Annotated in this window: 9 protein-coding genes; all 9 read right to left on the bottom strand. The window is 60.1% G+C overall.

All coding sequences use genetic code 11. The features are described 5' to 3' along the window. Positions 1–3: 3 nt before the first annotated feature. The 9 genes from rpoC to ACGYLO_RS07350 all read right to left on the bottom strand — a co-directional run bounded on the left by rpoC (position 4) and on the right by ACGYLO_RS07350 (position 12,607). Positions 4–4,254, bottom strand: a complete 4,251-nt coding sequence (gene rpoC, locus ACGYLO_RS07310) for a DNA-directed RNA polymerase subunit beta' (protein ID WP_271688307.1) — start codon at positions 4,252–4,254, stop codon at positions 4–6. Positions 4,255–4,348: 94 nt separating this feature from the next. Continuing rightward, the gene (gene rpoB, locus ACGYLO_RS07315; protein WP_168612832.1) at positions 4,349–8,485 is read right to left on the bottom strand and encodes a DNA-directed RNA polymerase subunit beta; all 4,137 of its coding nucleotides are present in this window, start codon (positions 8,483–8,485) and stop codon (positions 4,349–4,351) included. A gap of 243 nt (positions 8,486–8,728) precedes the next feature. Further along, entirely contained in the window at positions 8,729–9,100 is a 372-nt protein-coding gene (gene rplL, locus ACGYLO_RS07320) for a 50S ribosomal protein L7/L12 (protein ID WP_067267945.1), read from the bottom strand. Between the two features lie 74 nt (positions 9,101–9,174). Next, on the bottom strand, positions 9,175–9,690 hold the full coding sequence (gene rplJ / locus ACGYLO_RS07325) for a 50S ribosomal protein L10 (protein WP_067267943.1): 516 nt from the start codon (positions 9,688–9,690) through the stop codon (positions 9,175–9,177). Positions 9,691–9,962: 272 nt separating this feature from the next. Then, positions 9,963–10,661: a 50S ribosomal protein L1 gene (gene rplA, locus ACGYLO_RS07330; RefSeq protein ID WP_067267941.1), complete on the bottom strand. Its 699-nt coding sequence runs from the start codon at positions 10,659–10,661 to the stop codon at positions 9,963–9,965. 1 nt (position 10,662) lies between these two features. Continuing rightward, entirely contained in the window at positions 10,663–11,088 is a 426-nt protein-coding gene (rplK, locus tag ACGYLO_RS07335; protein WP_067267940.1) for a 50S ribosomal protein L11, read from the bottom strand. Between the two features lie 144 nt (positions 11,089–11,232). After that, entirely contained in the window at positions 11,233–11,766 is a 534-nt protein-coding gene (gene nusG / locus ACGYLO_RS07340) for a transcription termination/antitermination protein NusG (protein ID WP_067264099.1), read from the bottom strand. Between the two features lie 207 nt (positions 11,767–11,973). After that, the gene (secE, locus tag ACGYLO_RS07345) at positions 11,974–12,171 is read right to left on the bottom strand and encodes a preprotein translocase subunit SecE (protein ID WP_007118815.1); all 198 of its coding nucleotides are present in this window, start codon (positions 12,169–12,171) and stop codon (positions 11,974–11,976) included. Between the two features lie 76 nt (positions 12,172–12,247). Next, complete coding sequence (locus ACGYLO_RS07350) at positions 12,248–12,607, bottom strand: hypothetical protein (protein WP_271688309.1); 360 nt, start codon at positions 12,605–12,607, stop codon at positions 12,248–12,250. Positions 12,608–13,096: the final 489 nt, after the last annotated feature.

Below are 13,096 nucleotides of genomic sequence, written 5' to 3' on the forward strand. Positions count from 1 at the left end.
CGATCAATCGCGGCTCTCGTCGTCACCGACCGGCGTGTTGAACACATCGCCACCGACGATGTCGTCCTCCACAGAGGCTTCCGGCGCAGCCAGACGGGCGGCGGCTTCGGCCTCTTCGCGACGCGCTTCGATCACGACGTTGTCGCGATCTGTCGCCACTTTGCGCATCTGCTGGGTCGCACCACCGGTACCGGCGGGGATCAGACGGCCCACGATGACGTTCTCTTTCAGACCGACCAGTTTGTCCCGCTTGCCCTGAACCGAAGCTTCGGTCAGCACGCGCGTGGTTTCCTGGAACGAGGCGGCCGAGATGAAGCTGCGGGTTTGCAGCGACGCCTTGGTGATGCCCAAGAGGATCGGTTCGCCCTTGGCGGGGCGGCCACCTTTCTTGAGCGCCTTCTCGTTGGCCTGATCGAACTCCTGCTTGTCGACGTGTTCGCCCTTGAGAAGCGTGGTGTCGCCGCTTTCTTGGATTTCCCACTTCTGCAGCATCTGACGGACGATGACTTCGATGTGTTTGTCGTTAATCTTCACACCCTGCAGGCGGTAAACGTCCTGCACCTCGTCAATCATATACTCGGCCAAGGCCTCGACGCCCATGATCGCGAGGATGTCGTGCGGCGCGGGGTTGCCATCCATGATGTAGTCGCCCTTCTGCACGAAGTCGCCTTCGGCCACGGGGATGTGTTTCCCCTTGGGCACCATGTATTCAACCTTCACGTCCGGATCATCCGAGCTTTCAATCGCGATGCGGCGCTTGTTCTTGTAGTCCTTGCCAAAGCGGACATAGCCGTCGATTTCCGCGATGATGGCGTGGTCTTTGGGGCGACGTGCCTCAAAGAGTTCGGCCACACGCGGCAGACCACCGGTAATGTCCTTGGTCTTGGCACCTTCACGCGGGATACGCGCGATGATGTCACCGGCCTGAACTTGCGTCTGGTCTTCGACCGAAAGAACCGCATCGACCGACATCGGATAGGTCACCGGGTTGCCCGCATCGTTGCGGACCGGTTCGCCATCTTCACCCACCAAGATGATCTCGGGCTTGAGCTCGTTGCCCTTGGGGGCCGCGCGCCAGTCGATCACGATCTTCTGGGTCATACCGGTGGCTTCGTCGGTGTCTTCCTTGACCGCGATGCCCGACACCAGGTCGACGTATTTGGTCGTACCGGGTTTCTCGGCGATGATCGGCAGGGTGTAAGGGTCCCATTCGAACAGCTTGTCACCGCGCGCCACGTCGTCGCCTTCTTTGACGTGCAGCTTGGTGCCGTAGCCGATCTTGTGGCTGGCCCGCTCCTCACCATTCTCGTCGACGATCAACAGCTTCATGTTCCGGCCCATGACGAGCACTTCACCGGCGCTGTTTTCAAGCGTCTGTGCGTTCTCGAAAGCGACCTTGCCCGACTGGCTGGCCTCAAGGAAGGACTGCTGACCACCCTGGGCCACGCCGCCGATGTGGAAGGTCCGCATCGTCAGCTGTGTACCGGGTTCACCAATCGACTGGGCCGCGATGATGCCGACGGCCTCACCTTGGTTGACCAGCGTACCGCGTGCGAGGTCACGGCCATAGCACATGGCGCAGACGCCCTCTTCGGCATCACAGGTCAGCGGGCTGCGGATCCGTGCGGACTGCACGCCAGCCTCGTCGATGGCATCCGACATGCGCTCGTCGATCAGCGTGCCTGCGGGCACCAGAACATCCTCGGTGCCGGGCACCAGAATATCGTCCGCCGCAACACGGCCCAGCAGACGCTCGGCCAGCGAGGAGACAACCTCACCATCGTTGACAGCCGCTTCGGCGGTGATCGCGGTTTCGGTGCCGCAGTCATGCTCGCGCACGATGCAGTCTTGCGCCACGTCCACCAGACGGCGTGTCAGGTAACCGGAGTTCGCCGTCTTCAGAGCGGTATCCGACAGACCTTTCCGCGCACCGTGGGTCGAGTTGAAGTACTCGAGAACGGTCAGACCTTCTTTAAAGTTCGAGATAATCGGCGTCTCGATGATGTCGCCGTTCGGCTTCGCCATCAGGCCGCGCATCCCGCCCAGCTGTTTCATCTGCGTGACCGAGCCACGGGCACCGGAGTGGGCCATCATGTAGACCGAGTTCGGCTCTTTCTCGGAACCGTTCTCATGGTGAGTCACGGCGGAGATGGAGCCCATCATCGCCTCGGTCACCTTGTCGTTACACTTCGACCATGCATCGACGACCTTGTTGTACTTTTCGCCCTGAGTGATCAGGCCGTCCATATACTGCTGTTCAAAGTCCTTCACCTGCTCGCGGGTTTCTTCAACCAGCGGCCATTTGGTGTCGGGAATCAGCATGTCGTCTTTGCCGAAGGAGATGCCCGCTTTGAAAGCTTCGCGGAAACCCATGGTCATGATCTGGTCACAGAAGATGACCGACTCTTTCTGACCGCAGTAACGGTAGACGGTGTCGATGACCTGCTGCACTTCTTTCTTGCGCAGCAGACGGTTGACCAGATCAAACGGCGCTTTGGCGTTCAGCGGCAGAAGCGCACCAAGACGGATACGACCGGGGGTCGTGTCAAAGCGCATCATCACTTCGTTGCCTTCAGCGTCGATCTGTTTGATCCGCGCCTTGATTTTCGAGTGCAGGTGAACCGCACCGGCGTCGAGGGCGTGCTGCACCTCGTCGACGGAGCCGAAGACCATGCCTTCGCCAACCATGCCTTCACGCTCAAGGGTCGTGTAGTAGAGACCCAAGATCATATCCTGCGACGGTACGATGATCGGTGCGCCGTTTGCAGGCGACAACACGTTGTTCGTGGACATCATCAGAACACGCGCTTCCAACTGGGCTTCCAGCGAGAGCGGGACGTGAACGGCCATCTGGTCACCGTCGAAGTCGGCGTTGAAGGCCGAGCAGACCAGCGGGTGCAGCTGGATCGCCTTGCCTTCGATCAGGACGGGTTCAAACGCCTGAATGCCAAGACGGTGCAGCGTCGGCGCGCGGTTGAGCATGACGGGGTGTTCACGGATCACCTCATCAAGAATGTCCCAAACCTCAGGGCGCTCTTTCTCGACCAGCTTCTTGGCCTGCTTAACTGTGGAGGACAGACCTTTGGCTTCAAGCCGCGAGTAGATGAACGGCTTGAACAGTTCGAGCGCCATCTTCTTGGGCAGACCACATTGATGCAGCTTCAACTCCGGGCCGGTCACAATGACCGAACGACCTGAGAAGTCGACGCGCTTACCCAAAAGGTTCTGACGGAAGCGGCCCTGCTTGCCTTTCAGCATGTCCGACAGCGACTTCAGCGGGCGCTTGTTGGCACCGGTGATGACGCGGCCACGGCGGCCGTTGTCGAAGAGGGCGTCGACGGATTCCTGCAGCATCCGCTTTTCGTTGCGCACAATGATGTCGGGCGCGCGCAGCTCGATCAGGCGCTTCAAACGGTTGTTCCGGTTGATCACGCGGCGGTACAAGTCGTTCAGGTCCGAGGTCGCGAAACGGCCACCATCGAGCGGCACCAGCGGGCGCAGTTCTGGCGGGATGACCGGGATGACGGTCATGACCATCCACTCGGGACGGTTGCCGGATTCAAGGAAGCTCTCGACCACTTTCAGACGCTTGATGATTTTCTTGGGCTTCAGCTCGCCTGTCGCCTCTTTCAGATCGGCGCGCAGGTTCTCGGCTTCGGCTTCAAGGTCGATCGCCGCCAGCATTTCGCGGATCGCTTCGGCGCCGATGTTAGCGGTGAAAGCGTCCATGCCATAGGCGTCTTGCGCGTCCATATATTCTTCTTCGGTCATCATCTGACCGTATTGAAGATCGGTGAGGCCCGGCTCGATCACCACGTAGTTCTCGAAGTAGAGCACGCGTTCCAGATCGCGCAGGGTCATGTCCAGCATCAGGCCGATGCGCGAGGGCAGCGACTTGAGGAACCAGATGTGCGCCACCGGCGAGGCCAGCTCGATGTGGCCCATGCGCTCACGGCGGACCTTTTGCAGCGTGACTTCCACACCGCATTTCTCGCAGACGACGCCGCGATACTTCATGCGCTTATATTTGCCGCAGAGGCATTCGTAGTCTTTGATCGGGCCAAAGATACGCGCGCAGAACAGGCCGTCACGCTCGGGCTTGAACGTACGGTAGTTGATGGTTTCCGGCTTCTTGATCTCACCGAAGGACCAGCTCAGGATCCGCTCGGGCGAGGCCAAGGAGACCTTGATTTCGTCAAACGCTTTTTGCGGCGTCAGCGGGTTGAACGGGTTGTTTGTCAGTTCCTGGTTCATTTTCAAATCCTTGAAAGGGGTGCGTTGGGAGTGAGGGGTGCCGTTCTCTTTGAAAGAAAACGGCCCGGAATTTTTAAAAAATTCCGTCTATGCCTCACTCATCCTCCTCCGCATCCAGGAGTTCCATATTCAGGCCGAGGCCGCGCACTTCTTTGACGAGAACGTTAAAGCTCTCCGGAATGCCCGCTTCGAAGTTATCCTCGCCCTTGACGATGCTTTCATAGACCTTGGTCCGGCCCGCGACGTCGTCCGACTTGACGGTCAGCATTTCCTGCAGGGTGTAGGCGGCGCCATAGGCTTCCAGAGCCCAGACCTCCATCTCCCCGAAGCGCTGGCCACCGAACTGCGCCTTACCACCCAGCGGCTGCTGTGTGACGAGGCTGTACGGCCCGGTCGAACGCGCGTGGATCTTGTCGTCCACCAGGTGGTGCAGCTTCAGCAGGTACTTCACGCCGACGGTCACCGGACGCGCGAACTGCTCGCCTGTCCGACCATCGAAGAGCACCGACTGACCGGAGGTGTCGAACCCGGCCCGCTTGAGGCTGTCGTTCACATCCGCTTCCTTGGCACCGTCAAAGACCGGCGTGGCGATCGGCACGCCGCGGCGTACGTTGTCAGCCGCTTCCAGCAGCGTATCCTCGTCCATGCCGGTGATGCCTTCTTCGTAGACATCCTCGCCATAGGCCAGCTGCATCGCTTCGCGCACCGGCGTCAGGTCGCCCGAGCGGCGGTATTCCTGCAGCGCCTCATCAACGTTCAGGCCCAGACCGCGTGCGGCCCAACCCATATGCGTCTCGAGGATCTGACCGACGTTCATACGCGATGGCACACCCAGCGGGTTGAGGCAGAAATCGACCGGGGTACCATCGGCGAGGAACGGCATGTCCTCCATCGGCACCACTTTCGAGATCACACCCTTGTTCCCGTGACGACCGGCCATCTTGTCGCCCGGCTGCAGCTTGCGCTTCACCGCCACGAAGACCTTGACCATCTTCATCACGCCTGGGGGCAGATCGTCGCCACGGCGGACCTTCTCGACCTTGTCCTCGAAACGGGCATCCAAGGTCCGCTTTTGGATCTCGTACTGCTCGTTCAGGGCTTCGACGATCTTGGCGTCATCCTCGTCCTCAAGAGCCAGCTGCCACCACTGACCGCGGGTCAGGGTTTCCAGCAGTTCCTCGGTGATCTGGCTGTTCGCCTTCACGCCTTTCGGGCCTTTCACGGCAACCTTGCCGAGGATCATGTCCTTGAGGCGCGCGTAGATGTTGCGGTCGAGGATCGCCAGCTCGTCGTCCCGGTCACGGGCCAGACGTTCGACTTCCTCACGCTCGATCTGCAGCGCACGCTCGTCTTTCTCGACGCCGTGACGGTTGAAGACCCGCACTTCGACAACGGTGCCGAAATCGCCCGGCTTCACACGCAACGAGGTGTCGCGCACGTCAGAGGCTTTCTCACCGAAGATGGCGCGCAGAAGCTTTTCTTCCGGCGTCATCGGGCTTTCGCCCTTCGGGGTGATCTTGCCCACAAGGATGTCGCCCGGCTCAACGTCCGCACCGATGTAGACGATACCGGCTTCGTCGAGGTTGCGCAGAGCTTCCTCGCCGACGTTCGGGATGTCGCGGGTGATCTCTTCCGGCCCAAGCTTCGTGTCACGCGCGGCGACTTCGAATTCCTCGATGTGGATCGAGGTGAAGACGTCGTCACGGGAAATCCGCTCGGAGATCAGGATGGAGTCTTCGTAGTTGTAGCCATTCCACGGCATGAAGGCGACGACGACGTTCTTGCCGAGCGCCAGTTCCCCCATGTCGGTGGAGGGACCATCCGCGATGACCTGACCCTTTGTGACCTTCTCGCCCACTTTCACCAGCGGACGCTGGTTGATGCAGGTGTTCTGGTTCGAACGCTGGAACTTGCGCATGCGGTAGATGTCCACACCCGCGTCACCCAACTCGAGGTCTTCTGTGGCCCGGATCACGATACGCGAGGCATCGACCTGGTCGATGATACCCGCGCGGCGTGCGGTGTAGGCCGCCCCGGAATCGCGCGCCACGACTTCTTCGATGCCAGTGCCGACAAGCGGCGCCTCAGCTTGCAGAAGCGGTACGGCCTGACGTTGCATGTTCGAGCCCATGAGAGCGCGGTTGGCGTCGTCGTTTTCGAGGAACGGGATCAACGATGCAGCGACAGAGACCAACTGCTTGGGAGAAACGTCGATCAGGTCCACGTTTTCCGTCGGCGCCAGCGTGTAGTCGCCGGACTGACGGGTCGAGACCATCTCGTTCACGAACTTCATGTCGTCGTCGAGGTTGGCGTTCGCCTGCGCTACGGTGTGACGCATTTCCTCGGTCGCGGACATGTAGTGCACCTCGTCGGTGACCTTGCTGTCCTTCACGACGCGGTAAGGCGTTTCGATGAAGCCGTATTTGTTCACGCGGGCAAAGGTGGCCAGCGAGTTGATCAGACCGATGTTCGGACCTTCCGGCGTTTCAATCGGGCACATCCGGCCATAGTGTGTCGGGTGCACGTCGCGCACTTCAAAGCCCGCACGCTCACGTGTCAGACCGCCCGGCCCAAGCGCCGAGAGACGACGCTTGTGCGTCACTTCCGATAGCGGGTTGGTTTGGTCCATGAACTGCGACAGCTGCGAGGAGCCGAAGAATTCGCGCACCGCAGCCGCGGCGGGCTTGGCGTTGATCAGGTCCTGCGGCATCACGGTGTCGATCTCGACGGAAGACATCCGCTCCTTGATCGCGCGCTCCATGCGCAGCAGGCCCACGCGGTACTGGTTTTCCATCAATTCGCCGACCGAACGCACACGACGGTTGCCGAGGTGGTCGATGTCGTCGATGTCGCCGCGGCCATCGCGCAGGTCCACCAGCGCCTTGATGCAGGCGACGATGTCGTCACGGTCCAGCGTGCGCTGCGTGTCGGGCTTATCGAGCGCCAGACGCATGTTCATCTTCACCCGGCCCACGGCCGAGAGGTCATAGCGTTCGCTATCGAAGAACAGCGTGTCAAAGAGCGCTGACGCGGCCTCGACGGTGGGCGGCTCGCCCGGGCGCATGACGCGGTAGATGTCCATGAGCGCGGTGTCGCGGTTCATGTTCTTGTCCATCGCCATGGTGTTGCGCATGTAGGGGCCGACGTTGACGTTGTCGATGTCCAGCAGCGGAATCTCGGTGATGCCGGCGTCGATCAGCTCCTTCGCGGTGCCGCCGATCAGCGTGCCGTCCTTGTCGTATTCCAGCGTCAACTCGTCACCGGCCTCGACGTAGATCGCACCGGTTTCCTCGTTGATGATGTCACGCGCGACGAACTTGCCGACGATGTGGTCGAAGGGCAGCAGCAGTTCCTTGACCTTGCCTTCGTCGAGCAGCTTCTTGACGGCACGGGGGGTGACCTTTTTGCCAGCCTCGAAGAGGATCTCGCCGGTGTTGGCGTCGATCAGATCGTAGGTCGGACGGGTGCCGCGCACGCGGTCGGGGAAGAAGGGCGCAACCCAACCCTTGTTCTTCTCCAGCTTGAAGGTGACGGTGTTGTAATAGGCATTCATGATGCCTTCTTGGTCCAGCCCCAGGGCATAGAGCAGGGTCGTCACCGGCAGCTTGCGGCGACGGTCGATGCGGGCATAGACGATGTCCTTGGCGTCGAACTCGAAGTCCAGCCAGGAGCCGCGGTAGGGGATAATGCGGCAGGCGAAGAGCAGCTTGCCCGAGGAGTGGGTCTTGCCCTTGTCGTGGTCAAAGAACACGCCCGGGGAGCGGTGCATCTGGGAGACGATCACACGCTCGGTGCCGTTGACGACGAAGGTGCCGTTCGGGGTCATCAGGGGCATGTCGCCCATGAAGACGTCCTGCTCTTTGATGTCTTTCACGGACTTGGCGCCGGTGTCCTCGTCCACATCGAATACGATGAGGCGCAGGGTCACTTTCAGCGGCGCGCTATAGGTCATGTCGCGCTGCTGGCATTCCTCAACGTCGTACTTGGGCTTTTCCAGCTCGTACTTGACGTATTCGAGTACCGAAGTCTCGTTAAAGTCCTTGATCGGGAAGACCGACTGGAAAACGCCCGTGATCCCCTCACCATCGGTGGGGGTCTCGGCGTCGCCGGAATTCAGGAACAAATCATAGGAGGATTTCTGAACCTCGATGAGGTTCGGCATCTCCAGCACTTCGCGGATCTTGCCGTAATACTTACGCAGACGTTTCTGGCCAAGGAAGGATTGTGCCATGTGTCGTGTCACCTTTCGTGTCTCTCGCCGAGCGCATCAACCACCGGGGCCGTGGTGCGCGCCCATAAGAGCGGAAAATCCGGGTCAATTCTTGGAATGCGTCCCACTGCACCCCTTCCGACCTTGGACCTCTCCAGAGAAATGCTCCCGCGGGGAACATTCGTCAAAACAGGTCAGGCTGGACAGGAAAATTCCCGTCCAGCCCTTGTTCATGCGTGGTGCGTGAGGACACGCACCTCTGGCTTAGGCCAGCTCGACTTCGGCGCCAGCTGCTTCCAGCTTGCCTTTGATGTCTTCGGCTTCGGCTTTGTCGACGCCTTCTTTGATCTTGCCACCGGCTTCGACCAGGTCTTTGGCTTCTTTCAGGCCGAGACCTGTGATGCCGCGGACTTCCTTGATCACGTTGATCTTGGATGCGCCGGCGTTCTTCAGAACGACGTCGAATTCGGTCTTTTCTTCTTCGGCAGCGCCACCTTCAGCAGGGCCGGCCATCATCACTGCGCCGCCAGCGGCGGGCTCGATGCCGTACTCGTCTTTCAGGATGGTTTTCAGTTCTTGTGCTTCAAGCAGAGTCAGACCAACGATGTCTTCTGCCAGTTTTTTCAGATCAGCCATGTTTAGCTCTTTCCGTTACGATATGTGTGTTCCAACGCGCGTGTTCAACCCGTGCGCCAGTTTGACGATTTGCCTTACGCAGCCGCCTTGTCCTCGATGGTGGACAAGATGGATGCGATGTTGCTTGCAGGTGCGCCAATGGCCCCGGCGATGTTCGAAGCAGGTGCGCCGAGCATGCCCGCGATGGAGGAGATAAGCTCCTCGCGCGAAGGCATTTTCGACACGGCTTCGACACCGGCGGCGTCCAACGCGTTCTCACCCATTGCGCCGCCGAGGATAACAAGCTTGCTGTTTTCCTTGGCGAACTCCTGAGCAACCTTGGCCGCAGCCACAGGATCCTCAGAGTAGGTCAGAACGGTCATACCCGTCAGAAGGTCAGCAATGCTTTCGCATGGCTTGCCCTCAAGGGCGATCTTGGCGAGCCTGTTTTTGGCAACACGCACGGCCCCACCGGCTGCGCGTGCGCGCGCCCGAAGGTCCTGCATTTCGGCAACTGTCAAACCGACGTAGTGGCTAACCACAACGACGCCAGAGCTTTCAAAGATTTGGCCGAGTTCGTCGACCAACTGTTCTTTTTGTGCTCTATCCACAGTTTCACTCCAAATTTGGGGGTTGCCCCCCGGCTCAGTTCAGGATGCGGTCTTCTGCACCCCATTCGGGTCCAATGTCAGGGTCCCGGCCAAAACCGCCCGAAGGCAGGAATTTCCGGTTTCCCATCTCAGGAAGGAATTATTCAGGCCAAAGCCCAAACCCTCCGTCTCGGACAGACGCGCGGACCGATCTTCTGGTCCTTGCGTATCTGGCGACCGAAGCCGCCAAATCTCGGGTCGTAAGGTGGGAGGCTGGCCCCCACCCCACGGGATCACTCGGCGGTCGCGTTCTCGACAGCGACCGACACGCCCGGGCCCATTGTAGAGCTCAGGTTGATCTTTTTCATGTAGGTGCCTTTGGCACCGGCCGGCTTGGCTTTGGACACGGCGCCGACGAAGGCACGGATGTTCTCAACCAGCTTGGCTTCGTCGAAGGACAGTTTGCCAACGCCTGCGTGGACGACACCGCCCTTTTCGGCTTTGAACTGCACTTCACCACCCTTGGCCGCTTTCACGGCGTCAGCGACGTCCATGGTCACGGTGCCAACCTTGGGGTTCGGCATCAGGTTGCGGGGGCCAAGCACTTTACCCAGACGGCCAACGATCGGCATCATGTCGGGTGTCGCAATGCAACGATCAAAGTCGATCTTGCCGGACTGCACGGTTTCCATCAGGTCTTCTGCGCCAACGATATCTGCGCCCGCCTTTTCGGCTTCTTCAGCTTTCGCGCCACGGGCGAAGACGGCAACGCGCATGGTTTTGCCGGTGCCGTTGGGCAGGCCGACAACACCGCGGACCATCTGGTCCGCGTGACGCGGGTCAACACCGAGGTTCATCGCGATCTCGATGGTCTCGTCGAACTTCGCGCTGGCGTTCGATTTGATGAGGCTTACCGCTTCTTCAACGGTGATCTCTTCTTTGCCAGCAAAAGCTTCACGGGCGGCGCGGGTGCGTTTTCCAATTTTAGCCATCTTACTTCACCTCGATGCCCATGGACTTCGCGGAGCCCAGGATGATTTTCATCGCCGCTTCCACGTCGTTCGCGGACAGGTCGGCGGCTTTTGCTTCTGCGATCTCGCGCAGCTGCTTGGTGGTCACGGTGCCGACAGTCTCACGGCTGGGCGTTTTCGCGCCGGAGTTCACCTTGGCAGCTTTCTTCAGGTAGTAGGACGCCGGGGGCGTCTTGATGTCCATGGTGAAGGACTTGTCCTGATAGTAGCTGATCACGGTGGGGCACGGTGCGCCCGGCTCCATGTCTGCGGTCTTGGCGTTGAACGCCTTGCAGAATTCCATGATGTTGATGCCGCGCTGACCGAGGGCGGGACCCACGGGCGGGGACGGGTTTGCTTGACCCGCTTTAACTTGCAACTTCATCGTACCGACGAGTTTCTTGGCCATTGGCCTTCTCCTTTCAACACCCTTGGGGCGCGCCCCGCGGGTTCTTCGTTGCGTGGTCCGGGCCTAGGCGCCGCGGCGCCCGTCCCTCCCACAATGACCGGCGCCCTCAGGTGCCGGGATGGCGGGGCGAACCCCGCCCCACACTCAGACCTGTTTGTTGACCTGAGTGAATTCCAATTCGACCGGGGTCTCCCGGCCAAAGATCGAGACCGAAACCTTGAGACGCTGGTTCTCGTCGTCGACCTCTTCGATCATCCCGTCGAAATCCTCGAAAGGACCATCGGCGACTTTGACTTTCTCACCGACCTCGAAGTGGATCAGCGTGCGCGGCGCTTCTTCGCCTTCCTGCACACGACCCAGGATCGCCTGAACCTCGGCATCGCGCATCGGCATCGGGCGGCCCTGCGGGCCAAGGAACCCAGTGACGCGGTTGATCGAGTTGATCAGGTGATAGCCCGCGTCGGACATTTCCATATGCACCAGCACATAGCCGGGCATGAAGCGACGCTCGGTTGTCACCTTCTTGCCGCGCCGGACCTCGATCACCTCTTCGGTGGGCACCAGCACTTCGTCGATCTGGTCTTCAAGTTCCTGCTCGGCCACGGACGCGCGGATCTGCTCGGCGATCTTCTTTTCGAAGTTCGACAGGACACTGACCGAATACCACCGTTTTGCCATCTGAACTCTGGTCCCTGTCTTGCCATGCGGGCTGCCCCGGCATGAAATTCGTCAATCAACACGGGGGCCAAGCCCCGCAACATCTGAACAAAAAATCGGCGCGCAACTCGAATCGCCGCACGCCCTTTTCAGGTCAGGTCTGCGCAATAGCCCGCGCAGACGCAGGTTTCAAGGGTGTAAAGATAAAATCACCCATGCGGGCGGTGCTCAGCCGAACATCCCAAGGATCTGCTGCAAGCCGCCGCGGATCAGGATATCGACAATTGCAAAGAAAACAGCTGTCAGCGCGGCAAGGATAAAGACCATCACCGTGGTCAGCATCACTTCGCGCTTTGTCGGCCAAACAACCTTTGCAACTTCGGTGCGAACCTGCTGGATGAACTGAAGCGGATTGGTGGTGGCCATGACATCTTTCCCTGTTGCCCGATTGGGCGGATGTAACGGGTCCGCCCCCTAGTTTCAAGACGTCTTCGCGCGCGCCTCAGGCTTCCGGGTCGCGCAGACGATCGAACCGGCGGTCAAGCGCCGCGTCATGCCGCGCTTCAGCCGCCGCCATCTCGCCAAAGTCGGGAAGATACAGCCCGTCGACGGTGCCTTCGGGGAATCGGTCAAGCACGGCGTCCCATTTCATCGCGAAAGCATCCAACCGCGCATGAAGCGCCGCCGCACGCTCGGGCTGCCGCGCGGCATACCAGCGCCCAAGCGCCATCGCCCGTTGCCAAAACCCGTCGTAGCCAAGGGCGAGGAAGACCCCCAACACGACAAACACCGTGACGAATAGCACGCCGAACACCAACCAAGGGCGCAGAACCACCGCCAGCGCCAGAAGGCTGAGGATCACCGCCCGGGCCGGAGGACGTTTCGCACGAATCCTACGGCGTGACGCCTTCCTAATTTTGACGTCAACGGCTTCCGGCTCCGGCAAATCCGGAACAGCCACGCGCCCCGGCCGCCGAGGGGCCACCGGGGGCTCTGCCGTCCCCGTATCGGCACGTGTGTCCTTAGCACTCTCCGCATCTACCATAACATTCCGAATCGCAGACATCGCGGCGGGGTCCAGCTCGGACGAAGAAGGGGCAGCCTTTTCAATGGGGGGCGTCATATCAGTCTCTCTACGCAGTTGCGAAAGAGTTACTGATCCATTGCGCCAAGTGAAGGGCGGAAAGTAGACAGTTATTGGGCATCACTCCCCCCCCAAACGCAAAACCGCCGCAGCTTTGCGCTGCGGCGGTTTTGTTAATCTGATCATCGTTGAGAGATACTGTAGTCTAGGAACTTATTAGGTTTGGCGATGACCTACTCTCCCACGTCTTAAGACGCAGTACCATCG

This window comes from Sulfitobacter sp. 1A13353 (assembly GCF_043557255.1).
GTDB classification, from domain to species: Bacteria; Pseudomonadota; Alphaproteobacteria; order Rhodobacterales; family Rhodobacteraceae; genus Sulfitobacter; species Sulfitobacter faviae.